The organism is Nocardia cyriacigeorgica (assembly GCF_010868145.1).
GTDB lineage: Bacteria > Actinomycetota > Actinomycetes > Mycobacteriales > Mycobacteriaceae > Nocardia > Nocardia cyriacigeorgica_D.
Window position 1 is genome coordinate 94728 of the sequence record NZ_JAAGUY010000006.1, and the last position, 22240, is coordinate 116967.

The 22240-nt window shown below is 66.9% G+C and carries 24 protein-coding genes; 17 read left to right on the plus strand and 7 right to left on the minus strand.

What is annotated here, in order from left to right; all coding sequences use genetic code 11:
* The first annotated feature begins 54 nt into the window (after window positions 1-54).
* On the plus strand, window positions 55-888 hold the full coding sequence (locus tag GV792_RS10635) for a tRNA (adenine-N1)-methyltransferase (RefSeq protein ID WP_163823888.1): 834 nt from the start codon (window positions 55-57) through the stop codon (window positions 886-888).
* A gap of 28 nt (window positions 889-916) precedes the next feature.
* On the opposite strand, the gene GV792_RS10640 is transcribed toward GV792_RS10635, so the two are convergent.
* Window positions 917-1447 carry a hypothetical protein gene (locus tag GV792_RS10640; protein ID WP_163823889.1) on the minus strand — a complete coding sequence of 177 codons (531 nt, stop codon included), beginning with the start codon at window positions 1445-1447 and terminating at the stop codon, window positions 917-919.
* Between the two features lie 179 nt (window positions 1448-1626).
* Between GV792_RS10640 and arc the strand changes: the two genes are divergently transcribed.
* From arc to GV792_RS10660, 4 genes are all read left to right on the plus strand, one after another.
* A complete protein-coding gene (gene arc / locus GV792_RS10645) occupies window positions 1627-3387 on the plus strand; it encodes a proteasome ATPase (RefSeq protein ID WP_163823890.1) in 1761 nt (586 codons plus the stop codon).
* Window positions 3388-3999: 612 nt separating this feature from the next.
* Entirely contained in the window at window positions 4000-5505 is a 1506-nt protein-coding gene (locus GV792_RS10650; RefSeq protein WP_163823891.1) for an ArnT family glycosyltransferase, read from the plus strand.
* A gap of 40 nt (window positions 5506-5545) precedes the next feature.
* Entirely contained in the window at window positions 5546-5902 is a 357-nt protein-coding gene (locus GV792_RS10655) for an arsenate reductase family protein (protein WP_163823892.1), read from the plus strand.
* A gap of 111 nt (window positions 5903-6013) precedes the next feature.
* Window positions 6014-6691, plus strand: coding sequence for a TIGR00266 family protein (locus GV792_RS10660; RefSeq protein WP_163823893.1), 678 nt, complete (start codon window positions 6014-6016; stop codon window positions 6689-6691).
* Window positions 6692-6700: 9 nt separating this feature from the next.
* On the opposite strand, the gene GV792_RS10665 is transcribed toward GV792_RS10660, so the two are convergent.
* Entirely contained in the window at window positions 6701-7213 is a 513-nt protein-coding gene (locus GV792_RS10665; RefSeq protein ID WP_309138695.1) for an NUDIX hydrolase, read from the minus strand.
* 52 nt (window positions 7214-7265) lie between these two features.
* Here GV792_RS10665 and GV792_RS10670 point away from each other — a divergent pair, with 52 nt between their 5' ends.
* Window positions 7266-7646 (plus strand): nitroreductase family deazaflavin-dependent oxidoreductase, encoded by a 381-nt coding sequence (locus GV792_RS10670; RefSeq protein WP_163823895.1) that lies wholly within the window; start codon window positions 7266-7268, stop codon window positions 7644-7646.
* A 10-nt stretch (window positions 7647-7656) separates the two neighbouring features.
* Here GV792_RS10670 and GV792_RS10675 read toward each other — a convergent pair whose 3' ends face one another.
* The 3 genes from GV792_RS10675 to GV792_RS10685 form a co-directional block, all read right to left on the minus strand.
* Window positions 7657-8307, minus strand: a complete 651-nt coding sequence (locus GV792_RS10675) for a slipin family protein (RefSeq protein ID WP_163823896.1) — start codon at window positions 8305-8307, stop codon at window positions 7657-7659.
* Window positions 8308-8729: 422 nt separating this feature from the next.
* Entirely contained in the window at window positions 8730-9620 is an 891-nt protein-coding gene (gene yidC, locus GV792_RS10680) for a membrane protein insertase YidC (RefSeq protein WP_163823897.1), read from the minus strand.
* A gap of 96 nt (window positions 9621-9716) precedes the next feature.
* On the minus strand, window positions 9717-10010 hold the full coding sequence (locus GV792_RS10685; protein WP_163823898.1) for a DUF6412 domain-containing protein: 294 nt from the start codon (window positions 10008-10010) through the stop codon (window positions 9717-9719).
* Between the two features lie 327 nt (window positions 10011-10337).
* Here GV792_RS10685 and GV792_RS10690 point away from each other — a divergent pair, with 327 nt between their 5' ends.
* Window positions 10338-10838, plus strand: a complete 501-nt coding sequence (locus tag GV792_RS10690) for a CGNR zinc finger domain-containing protein (RefSeq protein ID WP_163823899.1) — start codon at window positions 10338-10340, stop codon at window positions 10836-10838.
* A 7-nt stretch (window positions 10839-10845) separates the two neighbouring features.
* On the opposite strand, the gene GV792_RS10695 is transcribed toward GV792_RS10690, so the two are convergent.
* Entirely contained in the window at window positions 10846-12036 is a 1191-nt protein-coding gene (locus GV792_RS10695; protein WP_163823900.1) for a DUF418 domain-containing protein, read from the minus strand.
* 101 nt (window positions 12037-12137) lie between these two features.
* Between GV792_RS10695 and dop the strand changes: the two genes are divergently transcribed.
* The 5 genes from dop to pafA all read left to right on the plus strand — a co-directional run bounded on the left by dop (window position 12138) and on the right by pafA (window position 17330).
* Window positions 12138-13637, plus strand: coding sequence for a depupylase/deamidase Dop (gene dop, locus GV792_RS10700; protein ID WP_163823901.1), 1500 nt, complete (start codon window positions 12138-12140; stop codon window positions 13635-13637).
* Window positions 13638-13816: 179 nt separating this feature from the next.
* Window positions 13817-14011, plus strand: a complete 195-nt coding sequence (locus GV792_RS10705) for a ubiquitin-like protein Pup (RefSeq protein WP_014351559.1) — start codon at window positions 13817-13819, stop codon at window positions 14009-14011.
* The gene (gene prcB, locus GV792_RS10710) at window positions 14008-14862 is read left to right on the plus strand and encodes a proteasome subunit beta (RefSeq protein ID WP_163823902.1); all 855 of its coding nucleotides are present in this window, start codon (window positions 14008-14010) and stop codon (window positions 14860-14862) included. Before GV792_RS10705 ends, prcB begins: the two co-directional genes overlap by 4 nt.
* Window positions 14863-14899: 37 nt before the next feature.
* Complete coding sequence (gene prcA / locus GV792_RS10715) at window positions 14900-15685, plus strand: proteasome subunit alpha (RefSeq protein WP_163823903.1); 786 nt, start codon at window positions 14900-14902, stop codon at window positions 15683-15685.
* Window positions 15686-15971: 286 nt separating this feature from the next.
* Window positions 15972-17330, plus strand: a complete 1359-nt coding sequence (gene pafA, locus GV792_RS10720; RefSeq protein ID WP_309138619.1) for a Pup--protein ligase — start codon at window positions 15972-15974, stop codon at window positions 17328-17330.
* A 20-nt stretch (window positions 17331-17350) separates the two neighbouring features.
* On the opposite strand, the gene GV792_RS10725 is transcribed toward pafA, so the two are convergent.
* Complete coding sequence (locus GV792_RS10725) at window positions 17351-17647, minus strand: MTH1187 family thiamine-binding protein (RefSeq protein WP_163823904.1); 297 nt, start codon at window positions 17645-17647, stop codon at window positions 17351-17353.
* A gap of 103 nt (window positions 17648-17750) precedes the next feature.
* Here GV792_RS10725 and GV792_RS10730 point away from each other — a divergent pair, with 103 nt between their 5' ends.
* The 5 genes from GV792_RS10730 (at window position 17751) to tatC (ending at window position 22239) form a co-directional block, all read left to right on the plus strand.
* The gene (locus GV792_RS10730; RefSeq protein WP_163823905.1) at window positions 17751-18746 is read left to right on the plus strand and encodes a helix-turn-helix transcriptional regulator; all 996 of its coding nucleotides are present in this window, start codon (window positions 17751-17753) and stop codon (window positions 18744-18746) included.
* A gap of 25 nt (window positions 18747-18771) precedes the next feature.
* Window positions 18772-19746, plus strand: coding sequence for a helix-turn-helix transcriptional regulator (locus GV792_RS10735; protein WP_163823906.1), 975 nt, complete (start codon window positions 18772-18774; stop codon window positions 19744-19746).
* Window positions 19743-20771, plus strand: a complete 1029-nt coding sequence (locus GV792_RS10740) for a 2-dehydropantoate 2-reductase (RefSeq protein ID WP_256670342.1) — start codon at window positions 19743-19745, stop codon at window positions 20769-20771. The genes GV792_RS10735 and GV792_RS10740 overlap by 4 nt, the downstream gene beginning before the upstream one ends.
* A 106-nt stretch (window positions 20772-20877) precedes the next feature.
* Complete coding sequence (gene tatA, locus GV792_RS10745; protein WP_163823907.1) at window positions 20878-21144, plus strand: Sec-independent protein translocase subunit TatA; 267 nt, start codon at window positions 20878-20880, stop codon at window positions 21142-21144.
* A gap of 123 nt (window positions 21145-21267) precedes the next feature.
* The gene (tatC, locus tag GV792_RS10750) at window positions 21268-22239 is read left to right on the plus strand and encodes a twin-arginine translocase subunit TatC (RefSeq protein ID WP_163823908.1); all 972 of its coding nucleotides are present in this window, start codon (window positions 21268-21270) and stop codon (window positions 22237-22239) included.
* Window position 22240 lies beyond the last annotated feature (1 nt).

Genomic DNA, 22240 nt, shown 5'->3' on the forward strand with positions numbered 1-22240 from the left:
CGACACGGTGCCGGGAGACGGCAGCGACAGTGACATTTCGCGGAACGGAGATCAATGACGGCCAGACGGACCGGGCCATTCACCATCGGTGACCGGGTGCAGCTGACCGATGCCAAGGGCAGGTTGTACACCGTGCTCCTGGAGCCGGGCAAGGAGTTCCACACCCATCGTGGCGGGATCAAGCACGATGATCTGATCGGCACCGACGAGGGCACCGTGGTGACCTCCACCAACGGCACCCCGTACCTCGCGCTGCGACCGCTGCTGGTCGACTACGTGCTGTCGATGCCGCGCGGCGCGGCGGTGATCTACCCCAAGGACGCCGCCCAGATCGTGCACGAGGGTGATGTATTCCCCGGCGCGCGGGTGCTCGAGGCCGGCGCAGGGTCCGGCGCGCTCACCTGCTCGCTGCTGCGGGCTGTCGGCCCCGAGGGCGAGGTGGTGTCCTATGAGATCCGCGAAGACCACGCCGAGCACGCCGTGCGCAATGTGGAAACCTTCTTCGGCGAACGTCCGGCGAACTGGTCGTTGACCGTCGGTGACGTCGCGAACTACGACGGTCCGCCCGTCGACCGGGTGGTGCTCGACATGCTCGCACCCTGGGACGCGCTGCCCGCGGTGTCCAAGGCGCTGGTCCCCGGCGGCGTGCTGATCGTCTACGTGGCGACGGTGACGCAGCTGTCGAAGATCGTCGAGACACTGCGCGAGCAACAATGCTGGACCGAGCCGCGGTCGTGGGAGTCGATGGTGCGCGGCTGGCATGTGGTCGGGCTCGCGGTGCGGCCCGAGCATCGAATGCAGGGCCACACCGCGTTCCTGGTCAGTGCCCGCAGGCTGGCCGAGGGCACGGTGACCCCGAAGCCCCAGCGCCGGCCCTCGAAGGGCTGATCGGCCGGGGCTTCGGATGTCGACCGGATCAGGCAGGGACGCAGGGCGCCTGCGCGAACCCGAGCAGCAGACAGCCGCTGGCATCCGACAGCTTCCAGGTGCCGTCGACGTTCTCCCAGGTCAGCGGCATGGCCGGGGCGGCGCCGTGCGGGGACGTGATGACGACCTGCCCGGTGGCGGTGGTGCCCTCGGTGGTGACATCGGTGACGCCGAAGGTGAGCGTGCCGTAGCCGGCCAGCGCGGCGTTCATCTGGTCGATGTTGGCGGTGCGCTGCTCGCCGTTGACGATGAGCTGGGTCTTCTCGGCGGTCGGCACGTCCGGGCTGGCCAGCTTGTCGAGCACAGCCTGCAGCGTCTCGGGGGTCGGGGCCGCGTCGGTGCCGTGGTCACCGTGCTCGGAGCCGGTCGCGGAAGCGGCGGCCTCGGCACTGGTGGTAGCGCTGGTGGCGGCGCTGTCGCTGCTGTCGTCGTCGGAACCGCAGGCGGTCATGCCGAGCGACAGGGCGACGGCTGCGGCGGCGGCGACGGAGAAGCGCAGTGCCCTCACGGGAAGGAGCATGACTGGCAACCTTTCGGCTAGTCGGTGAGCGGTCTCACCGGTAATGTGTTAGGGCAGGCTAACATGGTCGTTCCGGTCGACGGGCGCTGCCTAGATGTGATCACGACGAAACCATGTCGGACAGCGAGAACGGTTCGCGCCCGGTAGCGTTGATAGACCGGGACTGGGAGGAGCAGCACATGAGCCCCATCGAGAATTCGGATTCGGCGGCCTGGAGAGAGCTCGAGGCGGTGCGCGCCGAAGCGGCTGCACTCCGGAGGCAACTCGCGGATTCACCGGATCGTTCACGGGAATTGGAAGCCCGCATCGATTCGCTGACTATTCGCAACACGAAGCTGATGGACACCCTCAAAGAGGCGCGCCAGCAATTGGTCGCGCTGCGCGAGGAAGTCGACCGGCTCGGTCAGCCGCCGAGTGGTTACGGCGTGCTGATCGGCGCCTACGACGATCAAACCGTCGACGTGTTCACCTCCGGCCGCAAGATGCGGCTGACGTGTTCGCCCAATATCGACACAGACACCCTCGAGTACGGCCAGTCCGTGCGGTTGAACGAGGCGCTGACGGTGGTCGAAGCCGGGCACTTCGATTCGGTCGGTGAGATCGGCACGTTGCGTGAGGTCCTCGACGACGGTCGCCGTGCGCTCGTGGTCGGCCATGCCGACGAGGAGCGCGTCGTGTGGCTGTCCGGTCCACTGTCCAAGGTCGCCGAGGTCGACGACCTCGACGATCCGGACGCTCCTATCCGCAGGCTGCGTCCCGGTGATTCGCTACTGGTCGACACCAAGGCCGGGTTCGCGTTCGAGCGCATTCCCAAGGCCGAGGTCGAGGACCTGGTGCTCGAGGAAGTGCCCGACGTCGACTACAACGACATCGGTGGTCTCGGCCGTCAGATCGAGCAGATCCGCGATGCGGTGGAGCTGCCGTTCCTGCACAAGGACCTGTTCCGTGAGTACGCGCTGCGCCCGCCCAAGGGTGTGCTGCTCTACGGTCCGCCCGGCTGCGGTAAGACGCTCATCGCCAAGGCGGTGGCCAATTCGCTCGCCAAGAAGATCGCCGAGGCCCGCGGTGAGGATGCCAAGGAGGCCAAGTCCTTCTTCCTCAACATCAAGGGTCCGGAGCTGCTGAACAAGTTCGTCGGTGAGACCGAACGCCACATCCGGATCATCTTCCAGCGGGCTCGTGAAAAGGCCTCGGAAGGCACCCCGGTGATCGTGTTCTTCGACGAGATGGACTCGATCTTCCGTACCCGAGGATCGGGTGTGTCCTCGGATGTGGAGACCACGGTCGTCCCGCAGCTGTTGAGTGAGATCGACGGCGTCGAGGGCTTGGAGAACGTCATCGTGATCGGCGCCTCCAACCGCGAAGACATGATCGACCCCGCGATCCTGCGTCCGGGACGTCTGGACGTGAAGATCAAGATCGAGCGGCCCGATGCCGAGTCGGCGCAGGACATCTTCTCCAAGTACCTCACCGAGGAGTTGCCGCTGCACGCCGACGATCTGGAGGAGTTCCGCGGCGACAAGGGCGCCTGCATCCGCGCGATGATCGAACGGGTCGTCGACCGGATGTACGCCGAGAGCGAGGACAACCGCTTCCTGGAGGTCACCTACGCCAACGGTGACAAGGAGGTCCTGTACTTCAAGGACTTCAACTCCGGCGCCATGATTCAGAACATTGTGGACCGCTCCAAGAAGTACGCCATCAAGGCGGTGCTCGACACCGGCAACCCGGGTCTGCGTATCCAGCATCTCTACGATTCGATCGTGGACGAGTTCTCCGAGAACGAGGACCTGCCCAACACCACGAATCCTGATGACTGGGCACGGATCTCGGGCAAGAAGGGCGAACGGATCGTCTACATCCGCACGTTGGTCACCGGCAAGAACGCCAGTGCCAGCCGGGCGATCGACACCGAGTCGAATACGGGTCAGTACCTGTAATCGGGTTCGAGCCGAGGGCCGCGCTTCCGTAGGGGGCGCGGCCCTGTCTCGTCAGTGGACAGGTGCGTGCTGCCGGGGAGTTCTTGGTTCGCAGACGCTCTGTGGCGCGGATATTCGATCCGCCGGGTACTGTGATATACAACACTGGACATTCGTCCAGCTATAACGCCAGTCCGGCGCCGGGTTCGTCCAGCCGTCCATGCGATGCGCCGGATCCTCGTTGGCGAAATCGAGTGCGGGCAGGATGTGAATCGTTCATGCTTCAGATAGCTGGCGCAGCGGGGTTGCGCCTGATCGAGATGAAGGAGTCACCATGTCCGGTTCCGCGTCGGATTTCCTGGCCGAAGTGTTGATCAAGACGATCCTGGAGCTGCTCTCCAGCGGTAGTGCGGGGTAGTCCGCACCGTCGACGAGCAGAGAGGGCCGCGCTCCCGCCGGGGCGCGGCCCTGTCGTTTCCGTACCCATCGTGCGGATGAGGGGTATACGCCGCGAGGACGATGCCGCATCGCCCTCCGGAAGGACGACTCGATCGGTGCCTGCGGGCTAGCGTCGACAGGTGAAGTCCGTAACCGGCAGGAGCAGACGTGATTTCGACCGTCGATCGTGAAACGGTGACCGGCACACAACCGCCGCAGCCCTTCGCCACCGGAGGAGTGGCTGCGGTGGCGGTGACATCGCTGGTGGTGCTGACGTTGTCGGCGAGCCGGTACGGCTACTTCGGCGACGAGCTGTACTTCCTCGCCGCGGGCAGGCGACTGTCCCACGGCTACGCCGATCAGGGACCGGTGCTGCCGCTGCTGGCCTGGACCATGGATTCGGTCGCGCCAGGTTCGCTGGTCGCGCTGCGCTTTCCCGCCATCGTGCTGACCGTGCTCGCCGTGGTGCTGAGTGCGCTCATCGCTCGCGAACTGGGCGGTGGCCGGGCGGCTCAGATGCTCACCGCGATCGCATACGCGACCTCTCCGTTCCTGCTCTTGCAGGGAAAGATGCTGTCCACCAATGCCATCGATACGGCGCTGTGGGTGGTGATCACCTGGTTGGTGGTCCGCTGGGTGCGGACCCGACGTGATGTCCTGCTGTTGTGCGCGGGTCTGGTGACCGCCGTGGACATGCAGGTGAAGTGGCTGATCCCGTTCTTCTGGCTTGCCGTCGCGGTGAGCGCACTGATCCTCGGCCCGAGGGATCTGGTGCGTCGTCCGCTGCTGTGGGTGGGCGCGGGGATCACGGTGGCGGCCACGATTCCCACGCTGGTATGGCAGGCCGAGCACGATTGGCCTCAGCTGGGCATGGGGGCGGTGGTGAGCGGGGAAGGTCAGTACTCGGGTGGGCGAATCCTGTTCGTGCCCTTGGCGGTACTGATCGCCGGACTGCTCGGTGGGCTGCTGCTCTGCTACGGCGCGCTGGCGCTGTGGCGGCAGCAGTCCCTGCGTGAGTATCGCTTCCTCGGCGCGGCGCTGCTGCTGTTGACCGCGTTCTTCTTGGTCTCCGGTGGCCGCATCTACTACGTGGCGGGGATGTATGCGGTGGTGTGCGCGGCAGGGGCGGTGGCGCTCGTCGAACGAACCGCACGGGTCGGCACGTCGACGCGGCGGTGGTTGATCGGCGGTGGCGCGCTGATGGTGAGCGCATCGATCCTGCTGGTGCTGTCATCGACACCGTGGCGCGCCGAATCCGCGATCGAACCGGCGGGCTCGGTGGAGGACGCGGCGCTGGATATCGGGCTCTATGGCGAATTCGGCTGGCCTGAGCTCGCCGCGGAGGTCGAGCAGGCCGCCGCAACCCTGACGCCGGCCGAACGGGCAGGTGCGGTGATCGTCACCGAGACGTATTGGCAGGCAGGGGCGCTGGACCAACTGGGTCGCGACACACTGCCGCCGGTGTACAGCCCGGCGCGTGGATTCGGCTACTTCGGCACACCGCCCGAGACTGCGACGACCCTGATCTGCGTCGGTGGTGCGGAACAGGAGCTGCGGGAGCGCTTCGCCGATCTGGACGCGATCGGCCGGGTCGACACCCGGCTGGGCTTCCCGGGCAACACCCAGAACGTCACTCTCTGGAAGTGCTCGAACCCACGGGCATCCTGGGCGGTGCTGTGGCCGGAGTGGATGCACCTGTAGCCGGGGCAGGCGGGTCGGCGCCGCGGATTAGTCTGTCGATATGACCGAGATCTGGCACAACCCGCGGTGCACCAAGAGCCGTGCCGCGCTCGCGCACCTGGACGAGAACGGCGCCGAATACACGGTGCGCCGGTACCTGGACGATCCGCCGACCACCGACGAGTTGCGCGGCGTGCTGGCGAAGCTCGGTGCCGAACCATGGGATATCACCCGCACCGGCGAGCAGCTCGCGAAGGATCTCGGCATCCGAGGCTGGGGCCGGACCGAAGCCGATCGGGATCGCTGGATCGATGCGCTGGCGGCCAATCCGACACTGATCCAGCGGCCCATCGTCTTCACCGCGAACGGTGGCGCGATCGTCGCCCGCGACGAGGATTCGCTGCGATCGCTGGATTGATGTCCTTCGACTGCGGGCCTTCCGGTCGCCGTCCATACGCCGCTGTGACGATGCCGAATCGGCCTCGAGGGTGACGATCAGCGCCGATCGTGGCCGGTAGGGTCGGCGGGCATGAAGGTACAGTTGCGCCACAGTCCCGCCTCCGCTGTCGCCAGGTGCTTCCTCGCGGGCAACGAGCCGATGCGGGTCGAAAGCGGCGCCATGGTGGCGCATTCGGCGGGAGTCACCCTGCAGTCCAAGGCCGAGGGCGGCATCTTCGCCGGTATCAAACGGTCGGTGCTGGCCGGCGAATCCTTCTTCATCTCCACCTTCACCGCCCCGCAGCAGGGTGGCTGGGTGGATGTCGCCCCGTCGCTGCCCGGCGACATGCTCGCGCTGACCATCCGACCCGACCGCCCGTTCTTCATCAGCCGCGGTGGCTGGATCGCCAATTCCCATGGCGTGCAGGTGGAAAGCAAATGGGGTGGCTTTGCGAACCTGTTCGGCGGTGAGGGCGGATTCGGCCTGCGCGCGCACGGTGAGGGTGAGGTCGTGGTCGGCGTCTTCGGTGCGATCGACGTCATCGATCTGCAGCCCGGCGAGGCCATCACCATCGACACCGGCCATGTCGTCGCCTACGACCTGGCCATGAATTTCACCATCCGCCGCGCCGTGTCGGGGCGGTCGATCCAGTCGCTGAAGTCCGGTGAGGGACTGGTCTTCGACTTCACCGGGCCGGGACGGGTGCTGTTGCAGACGCGGAATCCGAGTGCCTTCGCGACGTGGACGGCGTCGGTGTCCTCGGGGTAGGCCGGCCCCTCAGGTCAGGATCCCCTGGAGCAGAACGCGGGAATCCGGCACGAACGGCCAGGCCGGGTCCGCGAGATGCTCACGCAGAGTCTGTTCCGGCCACCACCAGCCGTCGGCGATCTCTTCCGGTTGGTGGTGGACCGGTCCGTCGTAGCGCAGTTCGTAGACGTACATGTGGCAGCGCATCGGGCGGCCCGCCCATTCGCCGTCCCAGGAAGTCCGGGTCAGGGGAGTGGGGTCGGTGTCCGGGATGATGCCGAGCTCCTCGGCGAGTTCGCGGACCGCGGTCTGCCTCGGCGTTTCCGCTGGTGCCAGCACGCCGCCGGCGATGCAGTCGTGCATACCGGCGAACACCATTTTGGTGTCGGTGCGGCGGTGCACATAGATCGAGCGGCCGTCACCGGAGCGCACCAGCACGCCCGCGCTGGCATGCCAGAGCCCGTCGCGGTAGACGACGGCGCGGTCCTCGGCGCCGACCTCGCGGCCGCTGCTGTCGTAGACGGCGATCACCTCCGAACCCACCGGGCGAGAGTAACGTGTCCGGAGTAGATCGCTCGACGAAGGGATCGGCTCGATGGCGCTGCCACGCGCACTGGGGAAATTCAATCGGCAGGTCGCCAACCCGGTGACTTCGGTATTCGCGGGGCATGCACCCGGCATGGGCATCGTCATCCACAAAGGCCGCAAGTCAGGGCGCGGCTATCGGACCCCGGTACTGATGTTCTCCGACGGCCACGAATACCGCATCGCCCTCACCTACGGCCGTGACGTGGACTGGGTGAAGAACGTCCTCGCCGCAGGCGATTTCACGGTGGAAACGCACGGACAGACGGTGGAACTGACCGACCCACTGATCCGTCACGACTCGGCCGCGAGTTGGGCGCCTGCCGTCATCCGGCAGGCGCTCATCGGGATGTCGGTGCCTTACTTCCTGGAGGCCAGGACCGTCGACTGAACGATAGGCGTCAGCTGTTGTCGCGCGGATCGAGTACGACCTGCGTGCCCGGGCTCGCCGCCACCTGCAGAGTGCGCAGCCGCAGCAACGCCGGGTGCTCTTCCAGCAGACGCGCCGTATTGGCCAGCGACCGCAGTGCCGCCGCCTCCGCACGGGCGCGCTCGAGTTCGGCGCGACCGCGTTCCTTGGCCAGCACCGTCTCCAGCGCCGCCTTGCGCAGCTCGCCGGGCAGCATCAGGTCGCGTGCGCGCAGGCTCTTGACCTCGATGCCGAGTTCGGTGACCGCGCCGGCCACCCGATTGTGGTCCGCGGTGAGCAGTGTGCGGTCGGCGATCACCTCGTCGAGGGTGTGCGCGGCGACGGCGTCGCGCACGGTGTCCTGCACCGCCGCATACAGCACGGTCTCGGAGTTCTGGGCGCCGGTGGTGAACGCTACCGGGTCGATGACCTGCCAGCTCAGCGCGAAGCTTGCCCGCAGCGAGAGACCGTCGGAGGTGAGCAGTTCCTGTCCGGTGACGTGCATCAGCCGCGGCCGCACATCGACCTCGACCAGCGTGCAGCGCTTGGCGTCGTAGCGGTGGCGACCGGGCTCGAGCACCCGCTCCAGGGTGCCGTCGCGATAGAGCAGCGTGCGCTGCCATGCCATGACCGTCGTATACATTTCTCACTCCCTCCCGGAGTCGTGTCCGCACCAGCCTCAGGCAAACGGATGCCGCCCCACCCGATCCCGACGACGTGGCGGGGGCTTCCCCCGACCGCAGCCGGAGAGCCCGCAGGACCACACCGCCGCAGCGGACCGGGTGGGGGACACCAATGGAGGGAATCGAACCCAACAGACCAGAAGCCTGTGCCACCAGAGGCACGATCGAGCCGACACGGGGAACGCGCTCCGGAGATTCCGGTGCGCCCCTTGCTCTCTCGCAGGGGATACGGTACGGAAGTGAACGCCGGTCCGCGAATGTATTTTCAGCCGCTGACCTGATCCAGTACTTCTTCTCGGCGGTACGTGTGCGGGCTCGGCAGGGGATCGGGGGTCGGCTCGAACATTCGCGGCGCTATCGCGTGGTTTCCCGGCCGCCCATGTCAACGTTTGCGACGGTTCGGGCGCGCTCCTGGCCTCGGACCGGTACGGGCATCAGCAACATCGGAAGGGGCGACAGGTTTCGCCGTATCTCGTTGCTCCGCTTCCCGATCGATCCGGCGGTACACGATGCGCTGCTGAGCGAAGGTCCACGCATTGTTGGTGACGAAGTACAGCAGCACTATGAGCGGCAACACCGCGCCGCCGATCAGGGCAGCCGCTGGGAACACCCACAACGACAGCGTGCGCATAAATGGCAAGCCGGGGGATTCCTGGCGGAACAGGGAGGCGCGGGCGGTGAAATGGGTGGCTGCTGCGGCGATCACCATCAGCGTGACTGCGACAGCCACTACCGCTGGGCTCGGGTGACCGGACAATGTTGCCGAGAGTGGGGCTCCGAACAGGTCGGCGTCCAGGAACGACCGCACGTCGGCGGCATCGAAGGCGTAGTTCGGAGTGAGCGCGTTCTGTTCGGCTGTCATCGGCGAGGACGTCGCGGTGAAGGGGAGATGTGCGCTCGCAGAGGTGCGGTCGAAGGATCGCAGCACGTGGAACAGGCCGAGGAATACGAAGGCCTGCCCGAGCAGTGGCAGGCAACCCGCGAACGGACTGACGTGGTGCTCGCGATAGAGCTTCTGAGTTTCGGTGGCCTGCGTCTGCCGATCGTCCGGATGTTTCTTCCTGATCGCGTCGATCTGTGGTTGCAGGCGTCGGATGGCGGCCTGGCTGCGGGATTGGTTGAGGAAGACGGGAAAGAGCGCCGCTCGCAGCGTCATCACGAGCAGGATCACCGCCGCGATCCAGGCGGGCGAACCAGATCCGAGGACGGCGGCGGCCGCGGTGTGCCACAACGACAGCGCGGCGGAGACGGGATAGTAGATGAAATCGAGCATGCCGGAGGCACCCCTGACTGAATGGTGCGCGCGTCGAGCGCGCGAATGGGACGGGTCAGCGGGAACGCCGACGCACCGCCCGAACGCGGACGGTCGTCAGGCGTGCGCGTAACCGGGTGCTCGGGGTCGCGGGCGTCCCGCGGAGTCCGGATTGCTCTGGCGCAGATAGGAACCGCGCCGCCTGCGTTGCGCGGCCTGCGGAGGTCCGGCGGTACCGACAGGTACCGGGACCAATCGCATCGAGGGTGCCGTTACCAGTGCGGCGACCAGTACCACCGCGACGGTGCCGAAGATCGTGGCGGGTTCACCGGCGGGTGCGGTGAGCAATACGAGCGCGGGCAGCAAGGCGGTCAGCACCGCACCCACCGTCAACTGAGCTCGCGTGAACACGATAACGACCATACCCGGGCTGCGATGAGGTTGTGCGCGAGGAATCAGGTGTCGGTGACAGGTCGATGGGAACTTCCGAGACCAACATGTGCTGACGGGCGGGTTCAGAGTTCGGCGCGGACGGGTGACTCTGCGTGCGCAACCGGCCTGGCCGCGAATCCTCCGCTGCCCGGTGTCGCGACGATCGCGCCATCGACGCAGATGAGCCATTGCCCGCAGACGCACCGGAGATAGCGGACCGCGCCGTGGGCGGACACGGAGTCGGGTGTCGGCCAGGAGCAGGAAGGGCAGGTAGCGATCATGTCGCCAGCCTGATGTAATGGTCTAGTGCATTTCAACCCTTACGGTGGGGCGGCCGCCCAACTCGCCGTCCAACTGGTCAACGCACCGCCCGACCGGGACCTGCTCGGCCTGCTCGCCGAGGCCGAATACAAGCCGCTCACCCCGCTCGATGACCGGCAGATCGCCGAACTCCGGCGCTGGATCGACCGCCTCGACGAGGTCTTCACTGCGCCGTCGGTGGACCTGCTGAACGCTCTGCTCGCCGAGACGACCAGTCAGCCCTACATCTCCACCCACGACGGCCGTGCGCCGCACCTGCATTACTCGCGGATCGATGCGCCGGTGGACGAGCGGGTCAAGGCCTACACCGCCGCAGGCTTGGCGGAGCTGTTCTGCGCGGACCCCACCCGGATCGGCCGCTGCGCTCGCAACGGCTGCGGCACCGTGTACGTCGACACCTCGCGCAACGGTCGACGCCGATTCTGCTCGACGCGGTGCTCGAATCGCGTCCACGTCGCCGACCATCGCAGCCGCCGCTCTGCGTGAGCCGGTGCTACTCGCCCGCCAGCCGCCGGTAGGTGACGTTCCACAGCCATTCGACCGGGCCACGGTCGAAGCGGCGCAGCCACAGGTGGGCGAAGCCGACGATCATGACCGAGACGACCACATAGACCGCGACCGTGAACGGCACCCTGGCATCGGGGGAGACCTGCGCGGCCAGGCCGAGGCCCCAGCCGTAGCAGATGATCGAGGCGAACAGGTTCTGCAGGATGTAGCAGCTCAACGCCATGCGGCCGACTTCGGTGAGCCGTGCGCCGGTGAAGCCGGTCGTCGGGCGGTGCAGATAGAAGTGCGCTACCAGCGCGAGGATGCCGAGCGATACGAACGGTGCGATGCCATAGCGGGTGATCAGCACGGCGTCACCGCCGACGACGAGTCCGAGCAGTAGATCGGCGGGCGCCGCCACACCGAACCCGACGATCATCAGCCACTTGCGCAGCCGCGCGCCCTCCGGGGCGAACACGCCCGCCCGGAACAACTTCGCACCGAGCAGGAACAACGCGATCGACATCGGGAAGATGATGATCGTCTCCAACCGGAAGGCGAACACGTTCTCCATCCGGAACAGCACGAGATCCCAGAACGAACCGTCGGCATAGGGATTCGGATCCAGCGGTTCCGGCGTGCGCTGTTCGCCACCTGCCGGACCACCCGCAACCATGGCGACCGCAAGCAGCGTCAGCATCGCGATATGGATGCTCGCCTGCACGATCAGCCAGCGCCGCTGCGCACGCGGCGAGGTGGCCAGGATGAACGCGACGACCAGTCCCGTGACCGCGTATCCCATCAACACGTCGAATTCGGCGATGAGCAGGAAGTTCAGCAGGCCGTCCAGCAGCAACAGGCCGGCCCGGATCGGATACTTGCCGGGCCAGCGCCGCCCCGCCCGCTGCGCCGACGCCTGCTGAATCGCCAGGCCGATACCGAACATGATGGTCAGCAGCCCGAGATACTTGCCCTGCGCGAACTGCTGCAGCGCCCGTTCGGTCCAGCCCCACCCATCGGTGGCCGTCGAGCCGAGGCCGTTGATATAGCCGATGATCCCCTCCGGGTCGGTGAGGATCCAGATGTTGGTGCCGAGGGTGCCAAGGATCGCGATCCCGCGCAGCACATCGAGTGCGACCAGCCGCGGAGGCCGGGTGGCCGGCGTCGCGGACGCGGTCGTGGCGAGCGATTCGGTCATGCTCCGACTATCGCGCGGGACCACGCGTGGCCGGGTCCTCCGTAAGTACCACCATCGGTATGACATCCGGACAGTCGGTCGCGTCGCCTACGCTCGTGCACATGCAGCGCATCATCGGAATCGAGGTCGAATACGGCATCTCGACCCCCACGGAGCCGTCGGCCAACCCGATCCTCACCTCCACCCAGGCGGTGCTGGCCTACGCCGCCGCCGAAGGCGTGCCGCGGGCCAAACGAACCCGGTGGGACTACGAGGTGGAGTCACCGCTGCGCGACGCGCGCGGATTCGATCTGAGCCGGATGAACGGTCCCGCGCCGGTGATCGACGCCGACGAGGTGGGCGCGGCGAACATGATCCTCACCAACGGGGCGCGGCTCTACGTCGACCACGCCCACCCCGAATACTCCGCGCCCGAGGTCACCGATCCGCTGGACGCGGTGATCTGGGACAAGGCGGGGGAGAGGGTGATGGAGGCGGCGGCGCGGCACGCATCGAGCGTGCCCGGCGCGCCCCGGTTGCAGCTGTACAAGAACAACGTCGACGGTAAGGGTGCCTCCTACGGCACCCACGAGAACTATCTGATGAACCGCGACACGCCGTTCAACGCGATCATCGTCGGGCTCACCCCGTTCTTCGTCTCCCGGCAGGTGATCTGCGGGTCCGGGCGGGTGGGCATCGGCCAGTCCGGTGATCATGCCGGATTCCAGCTGTCGCAGCGCTCGGACTACATCGAGGTCGAGGTCGGCCTGGAGACCACGCTCAAGCGCGGCATCATCAACACCCGCGACGAACCGCATGCCGACGCCGACAAGTACCGCAGGCTGCACGTCATCATCGGTGATGCCAACCTGGCCGAGATGTCGACCTATCTGAAGGTCGGCACCACCGCGCTGGTACTGGATCTGATCGAGTCCGGCGAGGACCTGTCGGATATGCAGCTGGCCCGCCCGGTCACCGCCGTGCACACCATCAGTCACGACCCCACGCTGCGGGCCACCGTCGCGCTGGCCGACGGCCGCGAACTCACCGGCCTGGCATTGCAGCGGCTCTATCACGAGCGGGTGGCCAAATTCCTCCATCGCGAAGGCAACGACGATCCGCGCGTGGCCGACATCATGGACAACTGGGCGATGGTGCTCGACCTGCTCGAGCGCGATCCGATGGAATGCGCGCATCTACTGGACTGGCCGGCCAAGCTGCGGCTGCTCGAAGGCATGCGCAACCGTGAGGGGCTGAGCTGGGCTGCGCCGAAACTGCATCTGATGGATCTGCAGTACTCGGACGTGCGGCTGGACAAGGGCCTCTACAACCGCCTCGTCGCGCGCGGTTCGATGAAGCGTCTGGTGAGCGAACAGCAGGTGCTCGACGCGATGACCAACCCACCCACCGACACCAGGGCCTACTTCCGCGGTGAGTGCCTGCGGCGATTCGGCGCCGATATCGCGGCCGCGAGCTGGGATTCGGTCATCTTCGACCTCGGCGGTGACTCGTTGGTGCGCATCCCGACGCTGGAACCGCGCCGCGGCACCAAGGCACACGTCGGCAAGCTGCTCGACGGTGTCGATACCGCTGCCGACCTGGTGCAACAGCTCACCACATAGGCGTCTGACCGGCCGACCGCCCCCGTGTGCCGGCCGGTCCCAGGTCACGACACTCACCGAATCCGACAACGTGTCGGCGCGGCTGGGTAGTGTTGAAGAACGAGCACGCACATTGCGCACGACCGGGCCGGTGCTCACCCAGGGTCCGGGCGTGGTGAAACAACAGGAGGTCGGCTGCCATGGCACAAGAGCAGACCAAACGCGCCGGGGGCGGCGATGAGGACGAGGGCCCGGAGGGCGTCGACGCCGCCGGTCAGGAGCGGCGCGAAAAGCTCGCGGAGGACACCGACGACCTGCTCGACGAGATCGATGATGTGCTCGAGGAGAACGCCGAGGACTTCGTCCGCGCCTACGTGCAGAAAGGCGGCCAGTGACCTCAGGTGACCCCTTGCGTCTCCACCCGGGGTACGCCTTGTCGTCCTTCTCCGAACATCTGCGCACGCACGCACCCGATCTGTTGCCCAGCAACGGATTCGCTGCGATGAACTCCGCCGCCGGGATTCCCGGCGGCGGAGCACGCGATATCGCCCCGCACGGCACCACCATCGTCGCGGTCACCTTCCGCGGCGGCGTGCTCATCGCGGGCGACCGGCGTGCCACCCAGGGCAACCTGCTGGCCAGCCGGGACATGGAGAAGGTCTACATCACCGACACCTACTCGGCGGCCGGTATCGCGGGTACCGCGGGCATGGCCGTGGAGATGGTGCGGCTGTTCGCGGTGGAACTCGAGCATTACGAGAAGATCGAAGGGGTCCCGCTGACCTTCGATGGCAAGGCCAACAAGCTGTCGAAGATGGTGCGCGACAACCTGCCCGCGGCTCTGCAGGGCCTGGCGGTGGTTCCCGTGCTGGTCGGCTACGACCAGGAGGCGACCGATCCCGACAAGGTCGGCCGGATCATCTCCTACGACGTCGTCGGCGGGCAGAGCGAGGAGCGATTCGGTTACGCCGCAGTGGGTTCGGGCTCGAACTTCGCCAAGTCGTCGCTGAAGAAGCTCTACGCCAAGGGGATCGACGAAGACCGGGCGTTGCGCATCGCGGTGGAGTCGCTGTTCGACGCCGCCGACGACGACACCGCCACCGGCGGCCCCGATCTGGTGCGCGGCATCTATCCCACGGCGATCGTCATCACCGATGACGGTGCGCTCGAGGTGACCGACGCCAAGCTCGAGGAGATCGCCCGCGGCATCGTCGCCGACCGGGAGGCAGCGCAGGAGGCCCGATGACGGTCCTCCCGCACGACACAGCAAGGAGTGCCAGCGAATGACGCTGCCGTACTACGCGTCGGCCGAGCAGATCATGCGCGACAAGACCGAGCTCGCGCGCAAGGGCATCGCCCGGGGTCGCAGTGTCGTCGTGCTCGTCTACGACAAGGGCGTGGTGTTCGTCGCCGAGAACCCCTCGGCGACGCTGCACAAGGTGAGCGAACTCTACGACCGGATCGGCTTCGCGGCCGTCGGGAAGTACAACGAGTTCGAGAATCTGCGTCGCGGCGGGATCCTGCAGGCCGATCTGCGCGGCTATCAATATGGTCGCCGCGATGTCACCGGCCGGGCGCTGGCCAATGCCTACGCCCAGTCGCTCGGCTCGATCTTCACCGACCAGCTCAAACCGTTCGAGGTCGAGATCTGTGTCGCCGAGGTGGCCTATCCGGAGCAGGACCGCAGCGCGGTGCTGTACCGGATCACCTTCGACGGCTCCATCGTCGACGAACGTGAATACGTGGTCATGGGCGGCACCACCGAGCCCATTCTCACCGCGTTGAAGGCGTCCTACGAACCCGGTCTCGACCTGGCAGGCGCCATCGGCGTCGCGGTGAAGGCGTTGCAGGCCGGGCTGCCCGAGGGCGACAAGGACAAACGCGTGCTCGGCGTCGCCTCCCTCGAGGTCGCCACGCTGGAGCAGGCGCGGCCCCGCCGCGCGTTCCGGCGGATCGGTACGGCGGTATTGGAGCGATTGCTCGATACGTCCGCAGCCGGCGCTGGCACCGAAGCCGAAGCCGAAGCACAAGCGGAGGCCGCAGGCGAGAGCGAGGCCGGCGAGAAGTAGCAGCAGCTGATTCGGGTCGTATGTGACAGTAACCCCGTCACATACGACCCGAATTCGGCTCAGGGCCCGGTCTCACGAATGGAGCGAGGACCGGACACACGGCGCCCATCGGGCGCGACGGCGGTACGCCGAGTTGCTGTGTGGCTGCCGCGCGGCCACACGCCAAAAATTTCTCGCCTGGCGGCCTCGCCGTCGAACGAATACCGTCCGAATCGTTGCCAACCCGTATACATACAGGTTCTCCGATCCCCACGCAGGGGCTGGTCATAGCTGTAATGTCGATAGTGTGCAGCGACGAATCATGGGGATCGAGACCGAATTCGGTGTGACGTGCACCTTCCACGGACACCGCAGGCTCAGCCCCGACGAGGTGGCCCGGTATCTGTTCCGCCGGGTGGTGTCCTGGGGTCGCAGTTCCAACGTATTCCTCCGCAACGGCGCCCGGTTATACCTCGACGTCGGCTCGCATCCGGAATATGCCACCGCAGAATGCGACAACCTGGCCCAGTTGGTCACCCATGACCGGGCCGGTGAGCGGGTTCTCGAGGAACTGCTCATCGACGCAGAACAGCGACTCGCCGAAGAAGGTATCGGCGGGGATATCTACCTGTTCAAGAACAACACCGACTCGGCGGGCAACTCCTACGGCTGCCATGAGAATTTCCTCGTGGTCCGCGCGGGCGAGTTCTCCCGGATCTCCGATGTGCTCCTGCCGTTCCTGGTGACCAGGCAGCTGATCTGTGGTGCGGGCAAGGTGCTGCAGACGCCAAAGGCGGCCACGTTCTGCCTGTCACAGCGGGCCGAGCACATCTGGGAGGGCGTCTCCTCGGCGACCACCCGGTCCCGGCCGATCATCAACACTCGCGACGAACCGCACGCCGACGCCGAGAAGTACCGCCGTCTGCACGTGATCGTCGGCGACTCGAACATGTCCGAGACCACCACCATGCTCAAGGTCGGCACGGCGTCGCTGGTGCTGGAGATGATCGAGGCGGGCGTGTCCTTCCGCGATTTCGCACTCGACAATCCGATCCGCGCCATCCGCGAGGTCAGCCACGACCTCACCGGAAAGCGTCCGGTCCGGCTGGCAGGTGGACGCCAGGCCAGTGCTCTCGAGATCCAGCGCGAGTACTACGCCCGCGCGGTCGAGCACCTGCGCAACCGCGATCGCGATCCGCAGATCGATCAGGTGGTCGACCTGTGGGGCCGCACCCTCGACGCGGTCGAGGCGCAGGACTTCGCGAAGGTCGACACCGAGGTCGACTGGGTGATCAAGCGCAAGTTGTTCCAGCGCTACCAGGACCGCTACAACATGGAGCTGTCCGATCCCAAGATCGCTCAGCTGGACCTGGCCTACCACGACATCAAGCGCGGCCGCGGCGTGTTCGACCTGCTGCAGCGCAAGGGTCTGGCCAAACGGGTCACCGAGGACGATGCGGTCGATGCCGCGGTGGAAACGCCCCCGCAGACCACGCGCGCCAAACTGCGCGGCGATTTCATCACCGCCGCCCAGGAAGCCGGGCGCGATTTCACCGTTGACTGGGTGCATCTGAAGCTCAACGATCAGGCACAGCGCACAGTGCTGTGCAAGGACCCGTTCCGTTCGGTCGACGAGCGGGTCGACCGGCTCATCGCCTCGATGTAGTGCGTGCTCGCCGGCGGCGTTCAGTCGCCGGCGAGATGACGTTCGACCGTCTCGACCTTCGAGGTCATCGCATCGGTGACGCCCGGCCGGATATCGGCCTTCAACACCAGGCTGCATCGTGGCGCCACCTCGAGAATCACGTCCGTGGCCTGCTTGACCACCGCCATCACCTCGTCCCATTCCCCCTCGATCGTGGTGAACATGGCGTCGGTGCGGTTGGGCAGCCCGCTTGCGCGCACCACGCGCACGGCCTCGGCGACGGCCCGGCCCACATCCACGCCGGAGCCCAGCGGGGTGACGGAGAACGCGATGATCATGGCCGGCTCCTCGGTTCGGGAATATGTGGTTGTTCCACACTGCCAAACGGGTAACCCGTGCGCCGCCGCACCACCACACCGCGCGGCGCATTACCCTGTTCGAGTGGCGATATCCAAGGTCGAGCGGTTGATGAATCTGGTCATCGCCCTGCTGTCGACCCGGCAGTTCCTCACCGCCGAGCGGATCAGGGACAGCGTCGCGGGCTACGAGGACTCGGCCAGCGACGAAGCGTTCAGCCGGATGTTCGAACGCGATAAGAACGAACTGCGCGACCTCGGCATCCCGCTTGAGGTGGGGCAGGTGAGCCGGTTCTCCACGGTCGAGGGTTACCGGATCAACCGGGACGCCTACGAGCTCCCCGATATCGATCTGACCAGCTCGGAGGCTGCGGCCGTCGCCGTAGCGGTGCAGATGTGGGAATCGCCGGAACTTGCCGCCGCCGCCGAAGGGGCGCTGCTCAAACTGCGCGCGGCAGGCATCCACGTGGAGACCGAGGCGGGCCTGGCCTCGGTGCCCGCGGTGCCCGCGCGGACCCGCGGATCCGAACCGGTGCTCGGCAAACTGCTGGCTGCCGTCGACGCCGGACAAGCGGTGCGGTTCGAACATCGCGGGGCCGTCAACGCGCCCTACCTCATGCGCGATGTGGAGCCATGGGGCGTGGTGACCCATCACGGGCGTTGGTATCTGGTCGGCCATGATCGCGAACGTCATGCCACCCGCACCTTCCGGCTCTCACGCATCGGCGACGAGATCACCCCGTACGGTCCGCGCAATGCCGTGCGCAAGCCCGAGGATGTCGATCTGCGCGAGATCGTCACCCGAGTCACCGGCACCGCTCCGGTATCGGGTACGGCGACGGTCTGGGTGGCCGAGGGCCGCGGCCGTGAGCTGCGGCGACTGGGTGTCGCTGGCGGTAGCAGGACCATCGGGGGCCGCGCAGGCACCGTCATCGAAGTTCCGGTCCGCTCCCGTGACTGGATCGCGCGGTTGATCACCGGGCTCGGCCCCGATGCTGTGGTGCTCGCCCCCCGCGACCTGCGTGAGGATGTCGTCGCCCGGCTGCGGTCGGTCTTCGACCACACGGAGGTGACGGCATGAGAGGTCAGTGCCAGGAGGAGGCAGCATGAGCAGCCGTTTGTCGGTGCGGCTGTCGCGGCTGCTGAACATGGTTCCCTACCTGATGGCCCATCCCGGGATCAGCGCCGCCGAGGCCGCCGTCGATCTCGGCGTGACGACCAAACAGCTGATGAGCGATCTGAACCAGTTGTGGATGTGCGGTCTGCCCGGTTACGGCCCCGGTGATCTGATCGACTTGTCGTTCTCCGAAGAGAGCATCGACGTCACCTTCTCGGCGGGCATCGATAGACCGCTGCGCCTGACCTCCACCGAGGCCACCGCACTGCTGGTGGCGTTGCGCTCGATCGTGGACACACCCGGCATGGTCGACCCGAGCGCCGCCCACTCGGCGATCGCCAAGATCGAATCCGCCATCTCCGGCGCAGCCCCCGAGACCACTGGTTCGCCTCGCCCCGTGGAAGCACCGGCCGTGGCGACCGTGCGCGCGGCGCTCGCGGCCCGGCACGCGTTGCGGCTGGTGTACTACTCGGCCAGCCGCGATGTGGTGTCCGAACGCATCGTCGACCCGATCCGGATCGTGCTCGTCGACAACAACAGCTACCTGCAGGCGTGGTGCCGCCAAGCCGAAGGCGTGCGGCTGTTCCGGTTCGACCGGATCGAAGGGGCCACCGAACTGGACGAACCGGCCCGCCCGCCCAGCGACGCTGCCGACGCCGATGCGGCGCTCGACCTGTTCCAGGATGATCCGGCGCTCCCGCTGGCGCGTCTACGGATCCGCGGCGATTACGGCTGGGTGATGGACCAGTACCCGATCCAGCGGCTGGCCGTGCACGCCGACGGCAGTCTTGAGGCGACCATGCGCTTCGCGACGCTGGACTGGATGGCACGGCTGCTGCTCGGCTTCGGGTCCGGGGTGACTGTTCTCGGGCCGCCGGAACTGGTGGCCGCGGTGCGCGAACGGTCGAACGCGGCGCTGGCCGCCTACGACGAAGTGGGTTACGAGGAGGCAGGACCGGCTTGACGAATCGGGTCATGGTGCTCGGCGCCGGCAGTATCGGGACTTTTGTCGGCGGGAAGCTGGCCACGGCGGGCGCGCAGGTGACCTTCGTCGGCAGGCGTCCGCTGCTCGACCAGATCAGTGCCTCCGGCCTGCGGCTGACCGACCTCGACGGCGGATCGGAGACAGTGCCCGCCGACCGATTCGCCGTCGCGACAGAACCAGAGGACGCCGATTCCGCCGATCTGGTGCTGGTCACGGTGAAGTCCGGCGCGACGGGCGAGGCCGCCCACAGCCTGTACGGCAAACTCCGGCCCGGGACCGTGGTGCTGAGCCTGCAGAACGGCGTCGGCAACGACGGCGTGATCCGCACGGTGCTGCCCGGCAACGTGGTGCTGGCGGGCATGGTGATGTTCAATGTCGTCCAGCACGGCGGTGGCCACTTCCACCGCGGCACCGACGGTGTCATCGCCGTCCACGACGACCCGGCGCTCGACCGCTTCGCCGAGGATTTCCATCGGGCGGGTCTGCCCCTGGACCGGCACGCCGGTCTGCTGCCGGTGCAGTGGGCCAAGCTGCTGCTGAACCTGAACAACCCGGTCAACGCGCTGTCGGGCCTGCCGTTGCGGGCCGAGCTCGCTCAACGCGACTACCGGCGCTGCCTCGCCATGGCCCAGCGCGAAGCGCTCGATGTGATGAACACCGCGCGAATTCGACCCGCCCGGCTGACCGCGCTGCCGCCGTCGCTGATGGCCCGGTTGCTCACCGTCCCCGACGCGGTGTTCGAGCGGGTCGCCGGGAAGGTGCTGGCGGTCGACCCGATGGCGCGCTCGTCGATGGCCGACGATCTCGCCGCTGGTCGCCGCACCGAAATCTCTTGGCTGTGCGGCGAAATCGTCAGCCTCGGCGCGATGGTCGGACGGCCGACACCGGTGAACCAGCGGCTCATCGAACTGATCCTGGCCGCCGAGCATGGTGACGAGCGTCGCTGGAGCGGGCCGGAGCTGCTCGGGCAACTGCGGGAAGCGGCCGCCCAGAGTAACGAGTGACCAACGCCGTGGTGGTTGAACGCCAGGCCAACGGGCGCCCACGGGCGGGTTCGCCCACGTCATGGTCCGGTAGCATCGGTGCTACCACAGTCTTTGGAGGTAGAACATGGGCAGTCTGAGCATCTGGCACTGGCTGATCATCGCGGTGGTCTTCGTGATGTTCTTCGGCGCGAAACGGATGCCCGACGCGGCCCGCAGCCTCGGCCGATCGCTGCGGATCTTCAAGAGCGAGGTCAGCCAGATGCAGAACGAGGGCGGCAGCTCCGCCGGCTCCTCGGCGGCACCTGCGGCTCCCGCTCAGCAGCTCCCGTCCGGCCAGGCCGCGAACCCGGCGCCCGCCGACCAGCCGCGCACCGAGTCGAAAACGCTCTGACCAACGCGCCGACCGGAGTGAGTTCGGACTCACTCCGGGTATCTTGCTGTTGGCGTCCGGCCTGTGCGCGGCGTCGGCGGTGAGCGGTCCGGGCACGCGAGCACAAGGGCAACCACACACACCATGCGAATTCCGTTCGACCCCCGGCGCAGCAAGCGCAGGACCAACCCCGACGGCACCATGTCGTTGGTCGAGCATCTCCAGGAGCTGCGTACCCGGCTGCTGATCTCGATCGCCGCGGTCCTGGTCACCACGGTGCTCGGGTTCCTCTGGTACGCGCATCCCTTCCTCGGCATCGACAGCCTCGGCGAGATCCTGCGCGGCCCCTACTGTGGATTGCCGTCGGAGGCGCGGGCCTCGTTGACTCCGGATGGCGAATGCCGCCTGCTGGCCACCGCACCGTTCGAGCAGTTCATGCTCCGGTTGAAGGTGGGTATGACCGCGGGCATCGTGCTGGCCTGCCCGATCTGGCTGTACCAGCTCTGGGCGTTCATCACCCCCGGCCTCTACGCCAAGGAACGCAAATACGCGATCGGCTTCGTCGCCTCCGGTTCGGTGCTGTTCGTGACCGGTGCGGTCCTGGCCTATGTGGTGATCGCGCACGCGTTGAGCTTCCTGCTATCCATCGGCGACAACGTGCAGATCACCGCGTTGAGCGGTTCGGAATACTTCAGCTTCATCATCCAGCTGCTGGTGATCTTCGGCGTCAGTTTCGAGACACCGCTGCTGATCATCGGGCTCAACCTGATCGGCGTGCTGACCTACGCCCGGCTCAAGGCATGGCGGCGCGGCATCATCTTCGGCCTGTTCGTTTTCGCGGCGATCGTCACCCCGCAGGACCCGTTCTCCATGCTGGCCCTTGCCTTGGCGCTGACGCTGTTGTTCGAGGTGGCGGTGCAGTTCGCGCGGATCAACGATGCGCGCCGAGCCCGTCGTGAACGCACCGAGGGTTGGGGCGAGCTAGACGACGAGCAGGCCTCCGGTCTGTCCGGTCCGGAACCCGTCGGATCCGCCGATCCGATCGCCGATGCGGAGCCTGTGGCGTCCCCGGAGAAAAGCACGCGGCCGGTGTCGGACTACTCCGATACTCTCTGAC